Source organism: Xanthocytophaga agilis, assembly GCF_030068605.1.
GTDB classification, from domain to species: domain Bacteria; phylum Bacteroidota; class Bacteroidia; order Cytophagales; family 172606-1; genus Xanthocytophaga; species Xanthocytophaga agilis.
In genome coordinates, this window is the sequence record NZ_JASJOU010000019.1 from 56,606 (window position 1) to 73,599 (window position 16,994).

The 16,994-nt window shown below is 37.1% G+C and carries 13 protein-coding genes; 7 read left to right on the plus strand and 6 right to left on the minus strand.

The features are described 5' to 3' along the window. Window positions 1-98 precede the first annotated feature (98 nt). From QNI22_RS34930 to thiL, 4 genes are all read right to left on the minus strand, one after another. On the minus strand, window positions 99-1,715 hold the full coding sequence (locus QNI22_RS34930; RefSeq protein WP_314518548.1) for a SulP family inorganic anion transporter: 1,617 nt from the start codon (window positions 1,713-1,715) through the stop codon (window positions 99-101). Window positions 1,716-1,886: 171 nt separating this feature from the next. Beyond that, window positions 1,887-3,293 carry a hypothetical protein gene (locus QNI22_RS34935; RefSeq protein ID WP_314518550.1) on the minus strand — a complete coding sequence of 469 codons (1,407 nt, stop codon included), beginning with the start codon at window positions 3,291-3,293 and terminating at the stop codon, window positions 1,887-1,889. A gap of 139 nt (window positions 3,294-3,432) precedes the next feature. Next, the gene (gene corA / locus QNI22_RS34940; RefSeq protein ID WP_314518552.1) at window positions 3,433-4,377 is read right to left on the minus strand and encodes a magnesium/cobalt transporter CorA; all 945 of its coding nucleotides are present in this window, start codon (window positions 4,375-4,377) and stop codon (window positions 3,433-3,435) included. A 219-nt stretch (window positions 4,378-4,596) separates the two neighbouring features. Then, window positions 4,597-5,628, minus strand: coding sequence for a thiamine-phosphate kinase (thiL, locus tag QNI22_RS34945; RefSeq protein WP_314518554.1), 1,032 nt, complete (start codon window positions 5,626-5,628; stop codon window positions 4,597-4,599). A 190-nt stretch (window positions 5,629-5,818) separates the two neighbouring features. Here thiL and QNI22_RS34950 point away from each other — a divergent pair, with 190 nt between their 5' ends. Genes QNI22_RS34950 through wecB form a run of 3 tightly spaced genes read left to right on the plus strand, consistent with a single transcriptional unit; the run spans window position 5,819 to window position 10,191 of the window. Next, window positions 5,819-6,628 (plus strand): polysaccharide biosynthesis/export family protein, encoded by an 810-nt coding sequence (locus QNI22_RS34950; RefSeq protein ID WP_314518556.1) that lies wholly within the window; start codon window positions 5,819-5,821, stop codon window positions 6,626-6,628. An 18-nt stretch (window positions 6,629-6,646) separates the two neighbouring features. Further along, window positions 6,647-9,061 (plus strand): GumC family protein, encoded by a 2,415-nt coding sequence (locus QNI22_RS34955; protein WP_314518558.1) that lies wholly within the window; start codon window positions 6,647-6,649, stop codon window positions 9,059-9,061. Window positions 9,062-9,090: 29 nt separating this feature from the next. After that, window positions 9,091-10,191 carry a non-hydrolyzing UDP-N-acetylglucosamine 2-epimerase gene (wecB, locus tag QNI22_RS34960; RefSeq protein WP_314518559.1) on the plus strand — a complete coding sequence of 367 codons (1,101 nt, stop codon included), beginning with the start codon at window positions 9,091-9,093 and terminating at the stop codon, window positions 10,189-10,191. Between the two features lie 26 nt (window positions 10,192-10,217). Here the strand turns inward: wecB and mce are convergent, their stop codons facing one another. Next, window positions 10,218-10,634, minus strand: a complete 417-nt coding sequence (mce, locus tag QNI22_RS34965) for a methylmalonyl-CoA epimerase (RefSeq protein WP_314518562.1) — start codon at window positions 10,632-10,634, stop codon at window positions 10,218-10,220. A gap of 113 nt (window positions 10,635-10,747) precedes the next feature. Here mce and QNI22_RS34970 point away from each other — a divergent pair, with 113 nt between their 5' ends. From QNI22_RS34970 to QNI22_RS34980, 3 genes are all read left to right on the plus strand, one after another. Continuing rightward, on the plus strand, window positions 10,748-11,074 hold the full coding sequence (locus QNI22_RS34970; RefSeq protein ID WP_313978188.1) for a HesB/IscA family protein: 327 nt from the start codon (window positions 10,748-10,750) through the stop codon (window positions 11,072-11,074). A gap of 166 nt (window positions 11,075-11,240) precedes the next feature. Further along, window positions 11,241-13,475 carry an ATP-dependent helicase gene (locus tag QNI22_RS34975; RefSeq protein WP_314518564.1) on the plus strand — a complete coding sequence of 745 codons (2,235 nt, stop codon included), beginning with the start codon at window positions 11,241-11,243 and terminating at the stop codon, window positions 13,473-13,475. A 74-nt stretch (window positions 13,476-13,549) separates the two neighbouring features. Further along, window positions 13,550-13,864, plus strand: a complete 315-nt coding sequence (locus QNI22_RS34980; RefSeq protein ID WP_314518566.1) for a hypothetical protein — start codon at window positions 13,550-13,552, stop codon at window positions 13,862-13,864. Here the strand turns inward: QNI22_RS34980 and QNI22_RS34985 are convergent. Continuing rightward, window positions 13,861-15,972 carry an ATP-binding protein gene (locus QNI22_RS34985; protein ID WP_314518568.1) on the minus strand — a complete coding sequence of 704 codons (2,112 nt, stop codon included), beginning with the start codon at window positions 15,970-15,972 and terminating at the stop codon, window positions 13,861-13,863. The two genes, QNI22_RS34980 and QNI22_RS34985, sit on opposite strands and share 4 nt — an antisense overlap. Before the next feature lie 218 nt (window positions 15,973-16,190). Here QNI22_RS34985 and QNI22_RS34990 point away from each other — a divergent pair, with 218 nt between their 5' ends. Continuing rightward, entirely contained in the window at window positions 16,191-16,886 is a 696-nt protein-coding gene (locus QNI22_RS34990; RefSeq protein ID WP_313978196.1) for a DUF4290 domain-containing protein, read from the plus strand. The last annotated feature ends 108 nt before the right edge of the window (window positions 16,887-16,994 follow it).

Here is a 16,994-nt window from a genome sequence, read left to right on the forward strand (position 1 = left end):
GTCAAAATAAAAAAAACTTTCTTCAAAGAAGAAAGTTTTTTTGGGTCTTGCTTCAAAAGGGTACTGTACATTTAAATATTTTGGATAAAATATTTTATTTAACCCATATGCATACGTGCTATATTTACTTTACGATGAGTAGAAGAATCTGTATGTCCTAACGATTGTAATTCTTCTAGGCCAATGATAGAAAATTGACCGCCTCCAGCCTGAAAATCTCTCCCTAAAGCCTCCAGATTAGCAATCACTGTATGATCAGCCAGAGTCACTCCTGATAAATCAACAATCACATCGTTATTTGTAGGAATCTTGTCAATTTCCTTTTTAATACTCAGATAGTTGCTAAATGTAGCAGAACCAGACAATCTGATCTCATGACGAGTACCATGATTGGAGTGTAAAATCTGAGCTTTGAAAATATTTTTAGGTTGTGTTTTCCCTAGAAAAAGGTTTAGAAAAAGTTTGATTGCGATACCCGCCAATACACCTATTAGTAATCCTTCTACCAACGTAACTATAATTGTTGCCAGAAAAACAACCAATTGCTGCCAGCCAATTTCATACATATGACGAAATTCTTTTGGAGAGGCCAGCCGATAACCAATGAATATTAACATTGCAGCTAATGCCGCATTAGGGATCATTTCAATAACAGGAGTAGCCAACAAGACAAACACAAGCAATGACAAACCATGAAAAAAATTAGCCCAGCGGGTTCTGGCTCCATTATTCACATTGGCAGCACTACGGGTCACCTCCGATATTATCGGCAATCCTCCCAGCAAACCAGATACAACATTTCCGATCCCGATTGCCAGAATATCTTTGTCAATATCAGACTTTCTATGATAGGGGTCCAAACCATCTATTGCCTTGACAGTCAAAACAGACTCTATGGTACTAACAAAAGCAAAGAGAATCACATATTTCACAAATACTCCTGTCATCTGAATCCCTGAAAAATCTACATTCAGGCTCAAACTATCTACCAGATTTCCAACTTTTACAAGTGAAAAACCAGGTTGGGTATTTTTAAAATCCATACTGATTGCCATTGGAATACTTACCAATAAGACAATAAGAAAAGCAGGAATCTTTTTAATTATCTTATTCTGGATCAATGGCATTCCAAACATGATCAGTAAACTTATAATACCAATCATGGCAATAGAAGTATTCATTTCCAGTAAACTAGTAGGTATACGCTCCAATAAAGCAATCGAGCTTAATCCTTCCAGATCTTTGGGATCAGCACCTAGTAAGGTGTGAATCTGTTTGGCAAAAATCGTGATCCCTACAGCTGCCAGCATACCATGAATAGCTGATACTGGAATAAAATCAGAATACTTACCAAGTTTCAGAAAGCCTAAAACAACCTGTATTACTCCTGCCACAACGATTGCACCTAAAGCCAAATGCCATCCATGTTCACCGCCTCCAAACTCAGTTACAGCTCCAGTACAGATTACAATCAACCCGGCAGCAGGTCCCTTGATAGTCAGAGGAGACCCCGCAAACAGACTTACAACAATACCTCCTATTATAGCTGTAATCACACCATATATTGGAGGAAAATCACTTGCCTTTGCAATCCCAAGACTTAGAGGTAATGCCAATAGAAACACCAAAAATCCTGATAAAACATCAGAGTTGACGTTCTCTTGCAACCCACCCAAACCATCTTTGGGAATCACAACAGGCTCTGATTTTTTCATTGTTTGTTGGCGCATTTCAACCTAAGATTATTTGTAAGGGTTTTTCTGCTATGACACTACAAATGTGCTTTTGTACTATTAAACTCGAATTAAATACAGATTAAAAATCAATTAAAAATAAATAGCTCCAGCCTGTTACAGGCTGGAGCTATTTATTTTTCTACTTCTATACTAAATAAATATCTGATATTGCATCAATACTGTTCCTTTACGATCACCTGTTTGTACATTTCCATTTGAATCAGTTTGATATGTGGGACGATTCTGATAGTCAAGACTAAGCTTGGAATTATGTCCTTTAATCAACCAATTCAATCCAATATCAATTACATCCATTGGCTTACCATTCAATCTGTCATAACTGGCATGCATCCACGTTGCATAAGGCATCAATTGCCCATGTTTCTCTCCAAGTAAACTGGTTGGCAACAGATATCCCAATTGGCTGTAAAATACTTTACCGGTTCCAAACATAGGAAATGCATTACCATATGTTCCTCCTGCTCCTGAAATCGCATTTGTTGCATTACTGCTAGTAGCAGGATTCATGCTACCATTGAAACGTAAATAATTAGGGCCATAATTGGTGCTAAAGAAACCTGCATAGGCAGATAAAGCAGTTCCTTTCGATTTATTCAGAGGCATATCCAGGAATGACTCTACACTCCACAGAAGCATTTTAGTATATGTTGTATCCCCATTACTTTCTGCATACCACATAGCATCAGGCTGTGTAATAATTCCTGCAGCTAAATTAAATATCTTTTTCTTACCTAGATAAGTGCCTGTCATATACCCTGGAGTGGTATGTGACTCATGCTCGAAGAATTGGTACATCAGATAAGACTGAAACTGATGAGAGTGCCCTTTTTGTGCAAATGTAGCATTAGCAGTAGGTTTAGAAGCAGTAGATCCATTACTCAAAACAGGAAACGGATCACTAATAGCTACACGATAGTCAAATTTCCCAATCTGCCCACGAGCATATATACTTAGTTTACGGGAAAACTGATCTGTCTGATCTACAGTAGCCTGCGCAAAGACAGGTACATCCAGTGTCATAATACTGCTTACGCTAGGCTGGGAAAAGCGGGAAAGACCATTCACAATTGTCAGCCCTCCCCCTAACTTCAACTGATTTCCTTTGGTAGCTTTATATTCCCCAACAGCATCATGAAAGAAAGGCGCATTCTTACGATTAAGTCCACCTGAGGAATTATAATTATACTGTGAGTTAAAGTTGTTTTGTCCAAACTGAAAATACACAAATACATTATCGGTTATCTGTCCAAACATCTGAATACGCGTACGACGCAAACCAATATCAAACGTATTTGACTTTGCCATGCCATCTACCATAGTACCAGGATTACTCTGATTCCATCTCACCCAAGTTTGATTTAAAAAAGTAACCTGAAAAAAATGAGAACCATTTTCATTCAGATTAAACTTTAAAGCGTCTTTTTCTTTAGATGCAACCGAAGGACTAGCTGAATGGGAAACCTGTGTAGTATCTTGAGCATTAACATATTGTTGAATAGTCAATACACAAGCTACAAATAGAAAAGCTTTTTTCATCTGATAGCTGATTAATATCTAATAATCTGTTAATGACAGATTAAAATTAGTTTTAAGAATCTAGTAAAGTTTAGGAAAGCACCAATGAATGCAATGGTAAAATTACATTCATCAGGTAAAGGTATAAGTAGCCGGGGAATTAAATCCAGCGTTTTCGGCGAAAAAAGTACAGGATAAAGGCAGAGGATAAAATCATTAGTAATAAGGCAAAATAAAATCCCCATTCTTTTCCAGATGTAGGTAATGCCTGATAGTTCATCCCAAAAATGCCTGCAATTAATGTTGGAGGAAGAAAAACTATTGTAAATACTGTGAATATTTTGATAATCTGGTTTTGCTCCAGATTAATAAGTCCTGTGATAGTATCTTGCAGATACTCTAGTCGTTCAAAATTAAAAGTAGCATACTCCAGAAGAGAAGAAATATCTTTCAGAATAATGCGTAATCTTTCTTTATGATAGTCTGAAAATAACGCACTACGCAGCACAGCAGACATTACCCGTTGTTTATCAATGGTACTTTCTCTGACCATCATGGCATATTCCAGCAATTCACTGATTTTCAAAACGTAACTCTCGTTAGGCTTCTTCTCCAGATTCAATTTTTTACTCATCACTGTAATCTCCCGGGAAATACCTTCCAGCAAATCAGCATCTGATTCGATTCGAGTTTCCAGTAAGGTCAGAAACACATCATCTCCTGTAGAAAACATTTCTGCATTCACCTTCATTTTTCGAACCGTATCAGCAAAAGTTTTGGAGTCTCCTGTACGATACGTAAACAAAATATTGTTTCGCAGCATAAAGGAAACCGGATACAGATGATAGCCATTGTGATCTGGCTGTAAAAAGTTAGAGTTGGCATTGATGGTGCTGTTTTGTTCAAAATAACGGGCACTACTCTCGATTTCAACAATCTCCTGAGGTGTCTGAAAGCTAACATTACACTTCGTTTCAATCCATTCTTCATCATCACGAGTTGCCCCCTGCAGATCAATCCAAAGAATATTTTCCAAGTGACTCAACTCCCGCAGATCCGTTTCTTTCTGAATAAACCTTCCCTGTTTATAAAAAATACGCACCATAACAATTTCTGTTTAAGGCAATAAAGTACAATGCCCTCTGAAAAATACGACCTTTCAAAGAAAAAAAATATTCGTCCTAATTTTTTAGGATAACATATAGATAAAGAAGCCCTTTCTTTGTCAAAGAGAAAGGGCCATTAATATTTTAAAATAACTCTTATTCAAGTCACAAGTTCAGTTGTGATTATGAATCAATAAAACTCGAAAGATCTAGTTATATTAAAAATGAACCCATCCCTGAGCTTGAAGAGCGATTCGATTACCGGATTTTGTTACCAGTTCATTGCCTTTTGCTGCTTCCTGTATATATCCAATAAGTGAAATATCTGCATGATTTTTTATTTTTTCATAGTCAGACTGCTGTATGGTAAACAACAGTTCATAATCTTCACCCCCATTCAAAGCACATGTAATCGGATCTAACTTTAATTCTAAGGCTGTATCGTAGGCTGTAGCATCAATGGGGATTTTATCCTCAAACAAGGCAACTCCAACATTCGATTGTTTGCAAATATGCAGAATATCTGAAGCAACACCATCAGATACGTCGATCATAGCAGTCGGAACAACACTCATTTCACGGAGTTCATGAATAATATCCATACGAGCAGAAGGGCGTAACTGGCGTTGTAAAATGTATTCCCGACCCGTTAACTCTGGCTGCATAGACGGATCCTGCATATACACTTGTTTCTCTCGTTCCAAAACTTGCAATCCAAGATAGGCAGCCCCCAGATCGCCTGTCACACAAACAATATCAGTAGGTTTGGCAGTATTGCGATAGACTACCTTATCATGTTCTGTCACACCCACAACAGATATTGAAATAACCAATCCTGAACGGGAAGAGGTAGTATCTCCTCCAATCAAATCTACTTTAAAGGTATCGCAGGCTGCTTTTACACCTTCATAAAAGGCATCTATAGCTTCTACAGAAAACCTGTTACTTACAGCTAATCCTATAACAATCTGTTTAGGGATTCCATACATTGCTGCAATATCCGAGACATTTACGGCTACAGCTTTGAAACCCAAATGAGGTAATGGCGTATAACTAAGGTCAAAATGTACGCCTTCTACCAACATGTCTGTAGAAAGAAGTGTGTAATGTGTTGCATCCTGTGCAATTACAGCAGCATCATCGCCTATACCTTTAATTGACTCAGGATTTTGCAATGAGAAACGTGAGTTTATGTGATTTATGAGTCCAAACTCTCCTAATGAAGCAAGTTCTGTACGTGTTATATCCATAAAAAGGTAAAATCGGTAAGATGTAAATTTTCACAAACAATTAACAAAGCAACAAAAATAATGCTCATTTAAGAATCAAAATACAGGGATTTATTCAGATTAGTAATACAATTACCTGAGAATCGTTTTTTTGTCATACATTTGTCTATCACATTCTATTGATTGAGAGTTTGAAGCATATAGCTTATTTATGAAATATTACATCTGGTTTCTATTTATAGTTCTACTTATATCATCTTTTGGTTGCATTCCATATAAAAGAGTTGTCTACTTTCAGAAAACAGCAGCAGATGCACCGGACTCTACCTATCTGAACCAAGATTATGAGTTCACAATAGCTCCATTTGACATTTTGGCACTAAAGATGACAGGCTTTATCAATGAAGAAGGTCAAAATGTATTAAGCCCTTTTAATACTCCTGTAAATGCAAGTGGTGCTTCAGCAGGGGCAGCTTATGGGGCTGGAATTCTAGTAGATAAAAATGGAGAAATTGAATTACATTATGTTGGAAAAGTAAAAGTTGCAGGTTTAACACTTGATCAAGCTGCAGATACTTTGAAATCAGCGTTGGCAAAGTATATTATTACTGCAGATAATGGAATTAGTGTAGATATTAAAATACTTAACTATTCTATAACTGTTTTGGGAGAAGTAGGATCACAAGGAATTTTAAAGGTAGAAAATGAATATATAACTCTTACAGATGCAATAGCAAAATCTGGAGGGGTAACACAATTTGGCAATATGAAAACTGTCAGAATTATCAGATCAGATAGATTGACAAAGAAAACTACAACCTATCGTGTTGACTTAACGACCCAGACACCAGTATCTCCTATATTATCCAGATTGCAACCAAATGATGTTATTGTAGTAGATCCTCTTCGTCGAAAACAATTTAGTACAGCAAGTCAGGTAATTGCCCTGCTATCTACTGTTATTACAGTACCGCTACTAATTATAAGTACCGTCAATACTATTAACAATTTTACCAAATAACCAGCTTGGCCATTTAATATGAATCAGGAGTTTTCCTCCCCCTTGGAGAATAAGGATATTGATTTTGGACAAATATTTAAACTAATTCTAAGCCATTGGTGGGTGATTGTATTGTGTTTAATTATAGGTATAATAAGTGCCAATCTGTACAATCGATATACTGTTCCTATATATAGTTCTACAGGAACTATCATTGTCAAAGATGAATCCTCTACAACATTGGGAGCAGATGCGGCTCAACTACAAGAATGGGACATTCTTCATTTGAAAAAGAATCTGACTACAGAGATTGAGATAATAAAATCTCAGAGTGTTATAGAACGCGCTGTAAGTCATATGACTTTTGTTGATGTATCTTATTTTGCAATGGGTCGATTTAAAACCACCGAACTATATAAAAACACTCCATTTATTGTTGCTATTGACACATTTTATGCCAGAGAACAGAAATTTAATATTCAGTTTCTTGATACTGCTAGGTTTAAATTCAGCTATCAAAGGGGGGAAGAAGAGATTAGTTCCGTGCATAGAATCAATGAAAAAATTAATAATCAATTTGGTATATTCTCTATAACTAAAAACATCCAAAGACCGAGCAATCCTACTCTTAATGAACCTTACTCTTTTATTGTACATTATCCCTGGACACCTATAGGTAAATTCAGAGGAAGTGTAGGCATATCTCGAGGAAATGAAGAAACATCTATGCTCTATATTTCCTGCCAAGACAATGTTCCTGAAAGAGCTATGGATTTTGTCAATGCATTAATTAAAGCATATCAGGAGCGATCTGTCGAAGAAAAGACCAAAGTGGCTAAAAACACATTAAAATTTATTGGAGAGTTATTAGCTGCATATAGAGATTCATTAAATTCATCAGAACAACAGATTGAAAGATTTCAACGTAGCAAAGGTATTATTAATCTGACACCTGATTTTTCACAGAGCCGCCTTGTAAAGTATATTGATCAAAAAGCAAATCTGGAATTGGAACTTCGGGCACTGGATTCATTAGAAACATCTGTACGTAAAGGCAAAGATCCGAGCTTGATTTCCACAACAAACATGGGAACAGAAGATAGTCGTTTTGCTAGTTCTTTGTCACAGATAAGCCAGTTACAAATTAGAAGAAATATGATGCAGACATCATTAACTCCTAATAACCCTGAATTAAAACGTATTGACAGACAGCTAGAGCTAGCTCGAAAAAATTTATTCACAACACTGCAAAGCTATAAAGACGCACTGGAAAATAATTTGCGTACCATTAACCAGGAAATACGAAAATACGAAACTGAACTTGACAAGATACCATCAACACAACGCGAAAATACAGGTATTCGTCGGCGCTATGAAATACACGCATCTAATTATCAGTCCTTATTGGCAAGAAGAGAAAGCTATAGTATTGCAGAAGCAGCTACATTATCTGATGTAGTTGTTCTCGATTATGCATACCTTCCTGGTGGTCCTGTTCGTCCCAAGCCTAATTCTGCATATGTCATAGCAATATTTGTTAGTCTATCAATAGCTGCAACATTTATTATCATTAAAATCCTTTTAAAAGATACTATAACAGATCGCAGTGAGGTTGAGAAAAACACACGAGTTCCGATTTTAGGTATTGTCAGTCATAGCCCACGGCCAGGGAAATCTAATCTGGTAGTAATTGACAGGCCTAAATCTATAATTTCGGAATCTTTTCGTTCTATTCGAACTAATCTTCAGTATTTGGCAAGCCAGTCTGAACATAAAGTTGTTTTGGTTACCTCCACTATTAGTGGCGAAGGAAAAACGTTCTTTACATTAAATATTGGTTCTATCCTGGCTCTTTCTGACAAAAAGGTGTTGATGGTAGGTTTGGATCTACGAAAGCCAAAATTACAATTAGAATTTAACTTACCAGGAGAAAAAGGCATTACTCAAGTACTTATAGGCAAACTAAAATGGCAGGATGCTATTGTCCATACACCTGTCAATAATCTACATCTTTTACCAGCGGGGGCTATCCCACCTAATCCATCGGAGCTAATTATGAGTCCGGCAATGGAACAGCTTATGGAAGATTTACGCAATGAGTATGACTATATTCTTATAGATACACCACCAGTAGGTCTGGTAACAGATGCAGTAATTGCTATGAAATTTGCTGATGTAAATGTATACCTGGTTAGGCAAAAGAAGTCCAAGAAAGTCTTTTTAGAAACCATCAATAAAATATATCAGGAAAAAACAGCAAAAAACCTTGCCATTGTTCTTAACGATTTTCGCACAAGTTCAGGGTATGGATATAATTACGGATATGGGTATGGATACGGCTATGGTTATGGCTATTATGATGAGGATACAACTAAAAAGACGCTGTTAAAACGTATATTTAAACGCTTAGGATCTCCATTTCAGTGGATTCGCAGAAGATTCGACAGCCAATAGGATACTTAATTCTTAATAAAAACAGAGAAATGCAAAAAAAACTGCTTACAGTTGTAGGAACACGTCCCAATATTATTAAAATTACTCAATTTGATAAGGTTGTACAGCAATATCCTCAGCTTACTCATAAATTACTGCATACAGGCCAGCATTATAATCACAATATGAGTGATGTTTTTTTTGAGGAACTTCATCTTGCACAACCACAATACCGAATTCAGGCAGAAACTACTACTGTTATTACTCAGATGGCTCAGATTATGCAGGGCATTGAGGGGGTAGTCCGTGAATATAAACCAGATATGCTATTAGTAGTAGGCGATGTTACATCTACACTGGCAGCAGCACTGGTAGCAAATAAAACAAATACGCCATTAGCCCATATAGAAAGTGGCTTACGCAGTTATGATAGGGAAATGCCTGAAGAAATAAACCGGATATTGACAGACGCGATTACGGACCTGTTCTTCGTAACAGAGCAAAGCGGACTTGATAATTTGCTATCAGAAAAGAAATCGCCAGAATCAATTCATCTGGTAGGCAATACAATGATTGATACATTAGTAGCTTATGATGTAGATATTCAGCAATCCAAAATACTGGGAAAACTGGAAATACAGCCTCAACACTATGCACTGATGACTATGCACCGTCCAGGAAACGTAGATACTCTCTCCGGACTGGAACAACTGCTGGATATTATCGCCGAATTAACCCGTGAACTAAAAATTATTTTCCCGATTCATCCCAGAACACTCAATCGTCTTAAAGAATTTAATCTGTATGACCAGGTAGAAACTAATCCCAATCTTATTCTATCTGATCCTGTAGGATACTTGGATTTTCAGAAACTAATTCTGCATGCCCGTTATGTCATTACAGACAGCGGTGGAATCCAAGAAGAAACAACATTCAGAAAGGTGCCATGTATCACCCTGAGACCTAACACAGAAAGACCATCTACGATAGATCTCGGTTCCAATACACTTCTGCACTTTGACAAAGAAAAAATCCTGACAACTGTAAATCAGATTAATACTGGCGATTACAAGACTTGTGGCATTCCGCCTCTTTGGGATGGAAAAGCAACTGAGCGGATTTTCTCTTTAATAGATAAATTCCTGAACTAATTACACACATCTGGCAGTTGAATAATCTAACTGCCAGATGTATTCTCAATAGCTTGACATAACTCTATTAAGACCCCGTTAGTTGTCTTGGGATGTAAAAAACATACCAGTTTATTATCTGCTCCAAACTTAGGCATTGCATTAATCAGGGTAAACCCTTCTCCTTCCAATCTCTTCATTTCAGCATAGATGTCCTTCACCTCAAAAGCAATGTGATGCATACCCTCTCCTCTTTTTTCAATATATTTGGCAATTGCACTATCAGGGTTAGTAGCCTGTAATAATTCGATCTTGCTATCTCCAACCTGAAAAAAAGAGGTAATTACATTTTCAGATTCTACAAACTCCCGCTTGTAAGAAGCAACTCCCAATAATTTTTCAAATAACTGTTCTGAAAAATCTACATCTTTGACAGCTACTCCTATATGTTCTATTTTTTGCATAATGAACTTTTCTAAAAGACAATCCGTTTTTATATTTGTAAAAATAGCATTGTTTGCAAAGTATCAAAAACAAATAAATATCGGTATCTCTCATTCATTTCCTTTACATAGACATGATTACAATAACAGATATAGCCAAAGATAAAATCATTGAACTGCGTCAGAAAGATGGGTTAAACGGTGAACACAATATTCGTGTAGCAGTATCAGGTGGTGGATGTTCTGGTTTAATGTATGATCTGAAGTTTGATGCAGCTATCCAACCACAGGACCAGATCTTTGAAGACAAAGGAATTAAAATTTTGGTTGACAAGAAGAGTCTTTTGTATCTGTTGGGAACAGAGCTGGATTTTTCAGATGGATTAAATGGAAAAGGCTTCCAGTTCAAAAACCCTAATGCAACCCGTACCTGTGGATGTGGAGAAAGTTTTGCAGTCTAACTTTATCAGGCAATAAAAATCTATTTCGACCCATGAGAGTTTTCTCATGGGTTTATTTTTGTAACTTGCACCTCATTTTTCAAATCTATATTTCTTCAGACAGAGGATTTGATTCCCCGGAAAGCAAATTGTAGAAAAGAGTAACTTACCTGCCTAATTAACCAATATGAATTACTTAGAAGGACTTAATGAGCCACAACGCGAAGCTGTAACACATGGAGAAGGCCCTTTAATGATTATTGCAGGCGCTGGTTCAGGCAAAACCCGCGTATTAACCTATCGCATTGCCCATTTGATGAACAGAGGTGTAGATCCATTTCGGATTATGGCCCTGACCTTTACCAACAAGGCAGCGGATGAGATGCGTAGTCGTCTTGAGAAGGTTGTAGGAACTGATGCACGCAATATCTGGGCAGGAACTTTCCACTCTGTTTTTTCACGTATTTTGCGAATAGAGGCTCAAAAGATTGGATTTACGAGCCAGTTTTCCATCTATGATACGGATGATGCAAAATCGTTAATTCGAACAATCCTTAAGGAAATGAGCCTGGATGATAAAGTATATCGGGTTAATAATGTACTCTACAGAATATCATCTGCCAAAAATAATCTAATTTCTGCAGAAGCCTATATGAACAGTGCAGAATATCGTGCAGATGATGAAGCAAGTCGGGTACCCGAATTAGGAAAGGTGTATAAAACGTATCAGGAAAGATTACGAAGAGCTAATGCAATGGACTTTGATGACCTGTTGTTCAATACCAATGTGCTGTTCCGTGATCATGTGGATGTACTCAATAAATATCAACAAAAGTTCCATTATATGTTTGTTGATGAGTTTCAGGATACCAATATCTCTCAGTATCTTATTACCAAAAAGATTGCGGCTGTTCATCAGAATATATGTGTGGTAGGAGATGATGCGCAAAGTATTTATGCCTTCCGGGGGGCTAATATTCAGAACATACTTAATTTTCAGCGCGATTTTCCAGATACCAGAATTGTAAAACTGGAACAAAACTACCGATCCACACAGAATATTGTTAATGCAGCCAACTCTGTAATTGCTAAGAATAAAAGTCAGCTTCAAAAGAATGTATGGACAGCAAATGAGGAAGGCAATAAGATTGAGTTAATAAAAGCATCTTCTGATAATGAGGAAGGATCTTTGATAGCAAATTCCATCTTTGAAGAGAAAATGTTGTATCAAAGGCATAATGATGAGTTTGCGATTTTGTATCGTACCAATGCTCAATCCCGTGCATTTGAAGAAGCTTTGCGTAAGAAAAACATCAAGTACCGACTGATTGGTGGTGTTTCATTCTATCAACGGAAAGAGATTAAAGATCTGATCTCCTATCTGCGTTTTACAATCAATCAAAGCGATGAGGAGGCATTTAAACGTATTATCAATTTACCCAAACGTGGGATTGGAGATACCACTGTAGCTAAAATAGTGGTAGCTGCCATGGAAAATAACCTTACACTTTGGGAAGTAGTAGCGAATCCTAAACCCTATCTGGGAGATCGATTATCAGCTCCTATTGAAAATTTTTCGGCTCTGATTAAAAGTTTTCATGCAACTTCTGTTATCAAGGACGCTTATGAAACAGCTGCACATGTAGCCAAAGCGTCTGGCTTATTGAAGGAATTGCATGAAGATAAAACTGTAGAAGGATTGGCTCGCTATGAAAACGTTCAGGAATTGCTGAACGCAATTAAAGAGTATGTAGACAACCCTGAAAGCCCTGATAAAAGCCTTTCCTCTTTCTTACAGAGCGTATCTTTGCTGACCAGTGCCGATGATGAAAAAGATGATAAGGCAGATAGAGTTACACTAATGACTATACACTCTGCCAAGGGATTGGAGTTTAAACATGTATTCATTGTAGGTATGGAAGAAGATCTGTTTCCCTCTCAGATGATGTTGTCCAGCATGGCAGATTTGGAGGAAGAACGACGTTTGTTTTATGTAGCCATTACACGGGCTGAACATAAACTCACACTTTCCTATGCAGAAACCCGCTATCGTTTTGGAAGGCTGCAAACCTGTGAGCCAAGTCGTTTCCTAAAGGAGATTGATGCCAGCTATATGAGGATGACACAAAATACTCGTACGTTTGAAACAGAACGTAATACAAGCTTTGTCAAGAATCTCACAACACGCAAAGCGCCACCAGTCACTACTCCAGCCACTACACATGCTCCTTCAACTAACTTTATAGCTAGTGATACATCTACTCTTACAGTAGGAATGAAAGTTGAGCATCCGAAGTTCGGATTTGGGGTGGTTACCTCTATTGACTTTAGTACTCCAGATAAGAAAGCAAAGATTAAGTTTGAGAAGGATGGAGAGAAAACTCTGTTATTAAGCTTTGCCAAATTAATGATTCATGAATAATATGATAGCTTCTATAGCGGTTGGAGCTTTTACTATCGCTATAGAAGCTCTTATACTAATTATCTTTTCTCTGTATGTTTCTACTGATTATTCAGGTTGTGCTCAATCTGATTTATAGCTTCATTGCATCTAATACGTATAACAGATTATTTAAAACAACTGCCATTATCATCTTCCCACTATTGGCAATTTTCTTACCAATACTTCCATTATTAATCATAGTAAGTAGCTCATCCGCTCCAGATGCTTCTGCATTTGGATACTCAAATGATCTTTTATTTAGTTGGCTTATGCAGATAGGTATGTCTCTATTTATTCAAATCCTATTTAACCTCTTCTTAACTAACAAGATTCAGACTTTTAGAGTAAAAGCAAAAGGAATAAACTAGGAAAACTGATGTTTCGGTATTGAGAATGTAAATACAGATCCTTTACCAGGTTCGCTTTCAACCTGAATATCTCCTCCATTTTTAACCACAAAATCTTTACACAAGGTTAGTCCAAGCCCTGTACCTTTTTCATTACCTGTGCCCACAGTAGTAAAAGCTGTAGCTGTATTAAACAAACGTTCCTGATTTTCCTTTGTCATTCCTAATCCAGTGTCATGAATAGAAATATGAACAAATGAGTCATTGGATGACGAACGTATGGCTATTTTCCCATTGGATTTTGTAAATTTGACGGCATTATTAACCAAGTTTCGTATTACAAGATTAATCATTTCCTTATCTGCGTAGACCGCAGTCCTTGAAGTCATCTCATTACTAATTTCAATCCGTTTTTTCACAACCTGCCCTTGAACTAGTCTAACATTTTCGTCTGCAATCGTCTTCACATCAAATACCGTTGGATGTACACTCATGCCTTCCATCTGGGTTTTAGCCCAATGAAGCAAATTCTCTAAAAGGTGTAATGTAATCCCTAAACGCTCTCCTAATTGAGTAACCACTACTTTAGTCTCTTCTGGAGTTAAGGCTTCATTTTGCAATAAGCCTACAATGCCTTCTAAAGAGTGTAGAGGACTCCGAAAATCGTGACTAATAATGGAGAATAATCTGTCTTTAATGGCATTTAATTCTTCTAACCGTTCATTTTGTTGCTGTATAGATTCTTTTTGCTCATTAAGCAATTGATTATCTGCTCGTTTGGATCTATAGTTTCTGTAAAACGTAACAGAGAGCGCACCAAGCAGAACTACGATTATTCCCGTTGCAATTCCCCAAGCTTGCTGTCTTCCAATAATAGCTTCTTTAAGTTGCAGTTCTGTATCTTTTATTTGTTTGTCTTTCAGCAATTTTAGATTTTCCAGTTCCTTTCCTCCCAATTCTTGCTCAAACTGAAGCTTTTCCAATTGTCTGCCTTCTGTCTGTTGCTTAAGGGACAACTCAGCCAACTGTAATTCCGCTGCTTTTATCTGCTGATCTTTCGTCAATGCAAGTAATTCTGCTTTTCTTATTCTGGCATCCTTCAGCAAAGCACGGTTCTCCATTTCTTTTTTTTCCAGTTCATGGCCGGCCTTAAGTCGTTCAAACTTCCGGATATCTTCATCTGTATCCAGGCTGTCCAGATAAGCCCTTTGCAAAGACAAATAAAGATAGGCTTTCTCATAATTCTTTTGAAGCACATAGGTATTTGATAATCTACCACTTACTTGGGCTATACTTGCTTTGATCCCTATTTTTTTTGCGAGGTCTACAGCTTTTTCGCCATAGACAATAGATTTATCTAACTCACCAAGACTATCATATGCCTCATTCAGAATCATATATACATTCAATACTCCTATTCCTTCATTCGCCTCTTCGAAAAGAGGCAAAGCCTTACTCTGATAGTCAATACATTTCTCCAACTGATGTAATCTCAAGTATAATACCCCAATGTTTGAGAGAGCATAGGCAATACTCTTTTTATCCTTCCCTCCTCTTTTTATTTCCAATGCCTGAAGATAATATTCGAGTGCTTTGGAATACTCTTTCTTATTGTCATACACAACAGCAATGTTATTAAGGGTATGACCTATACCTATTTTATCATTAGTAACATATTGCTGTTTAATAGCCAGGGACTTTAAGTAGAATTTCAGCGCTTCATCAAAATCGCCCTCCCGACGATAGGTATTGGCCATATTATTGTATATAGTTGCAATACCCGGATAAAAATTCATGTTCTGAAATATTCGTAAGCCCTTCAGAAAGTTCTCTAAAGCAGCGGAATAGTCATTCTGGACATCATATCCAATTCCCACATTGGAATAACTATTAGCTTCACCTCTACTGAAATGTAATTTTTGAGATAACTGAAGTGCTGCCTGTGCATATGGCATAGCCTTTTTCACATCGGATGCAAATAAGTTACGAAACATTGCAATATTTACATTGACACGATTAGTATCCTGGGGCAGAGTTTTTAACAGATTCTGAAGGCTATCCAGTCTTCTGTTTTGTGCCATAACAGGCACAGATACCAGTAGTACAATTGGTAAGATCCGGAGATTCAAAGCAGTAATGTATAATTAGTAGCTCGTTGAGTCAAAGATACGAAAGGAAAATGTATGCACGTAAACCTCCTTGTACAATTTTCTCTTAAAAAGATGTCACTTTAACAGATAAAAACACAATTACAAAAATTACTATTGCTTTTATCCTATATCTTTTCTTTTATCTAATCTAAAAATAGTATCTTTGCATTGATACAAACCTGCCAATGGCACTTTGAATGGAGAACTTTGAGTATAACACCCAACTTGAGCCCCTTATTCAGAAAGAATATGGGCGTAATGTACAAAAACTAGCAGGTTATCTGCTCACCATAGATGATAAAAACAAACGTACTCGCCTGGCTCATGCACTGATTGAACTTATGCGGGAGATACATCCCAATATGCGGGAAGGTCAGGACTATACCATGAAGCTTTGGGATGATTTATATATTCTTACAGGTTTCAATCTGGATGTGGATAGCCCATACCCACCACCAGAAAAGACTGCATTAGGGAAGAAACCTCAACGAGTACCTTATCCTACACACGAATTCAGATTCAAACAGTATGGGTATCAGGTAATTCAACTTGTTGACAAAGCAATTGCCATCACAAACCGGGAAGAACAGATCCGGGCAATAGCATATATTGGCCGTCTGATGAAGGCATTCAACCAAACCTGGACAGAAAAGAATATTGAAGATGAAGTGGTTATTCAGCAGATACAGGAAATGTCTAAGGGTAAACTGACTATTGATCTCCAAACGGTGAAGTCTGAAGGTTTATTTGAAGCAGAAGCCGTTCGCCGATTCGATAATCGCAATGACAGAAATGACCGTGATAAGAATCGGAATAATAACAATGGTAACCGCAACGATAAGAAAAACGATAAGTTCGGCAAGAAGAACAATAACAAAAAGCGTAAAAAATAATCGGAAAGGTATCAAAATCTACATATATTCGTTCCCAATCCCCTCTCGCAGGGGATTTTTTATATATTCATACTCAACTTTTCAGGATTTTTCTTTAGTCTTGTAACC

Excerpts from the sequence above, each read along its gene's own strand:
- QNI22_RS34975 (WP_314518564.1), top strand. The coding sequence starts at position 11,241 with ATGAATTACTTAGAAGGACTTAATGAGCCACAACGCGAAGCTGTAACA.
- QNI22_RS34970 (WP_313978188.1), top strand. The coding sequence starts at position 10,748 with ATGATTACAATAACAGATATAGCCAAAGATAAAATCATTGAACTGCGT.
- QNI22_RS34980 (WP_314518566.1), top strand. The coding sequence starts at position 13,550 with ATGTTTCTACTGATTATTCAGGTTGTGCTCAATCTGATTTATAGCTTC.
- QNI22_RS34950 (WP_314518556.1), top strand. The coding sequence starts at position 5,819 with ATGAAATATTACATCTGGTTTCTATTTATAGTTCTACTTATATCATCT.
- QNI22_RS34935 (WP_314518550.1), bottom strand. The coding sequence starts at position 3,293 with ATGAAAAAAGCTTTTCTATTTGTAGCTTGTGTATTGACTATTCAACAA.
- thiL (WP_314518554.1), bottom strand. The coding sequence starts at position 5,628 with ATGGATATAACACGTACAGAACTTGCTTCATTAGGAGAGTTTGGACTC.
- corA (WP_314518552.1), bottom strand. The coding sequence starts at position 4,377 with ATGGTGCGTATTTTTTATAAACAGGGAAGGTTTATTCAGAAAGAAACG.
- QNI22_RS34990 (WP_313978196.1), top strand. The coding sequence starts at position 16,191 with ATGGAGAACTTTGAGTATAACACCCAACTTGAGCCCCTTATTCAGAAA.
- QNI22_RS34930 (WP_314518548.1), bottom strand. The coding sequence starts at position 1,715 with ATGAAAAAATCAGAGCCTGTTGTGATTCCCAAAGATGGTTTGGGTGGG.
- wecB (WP_314518559.1), top strand. The coding sequence starts at position 9,091 with ATGCAAAAAAAACTGCTTACAGTTGTAGGAACACGTCCCAATATTATT.
- QNI22_RS34955 (WP_314518558.1), top strand. The coding sequence starts at position 6,647 with ATGAATCAGGAGTTTTCCTCCCCCTTGGAGAATAAGGATATTGATTTT.
- mce (WP_314518562.1), bottom strand. The coding sequence starts at position 10,634 with ATGCAAAAAATAGAACATATAGGAGTAGCTGTCAAAGATGTAGATTTT.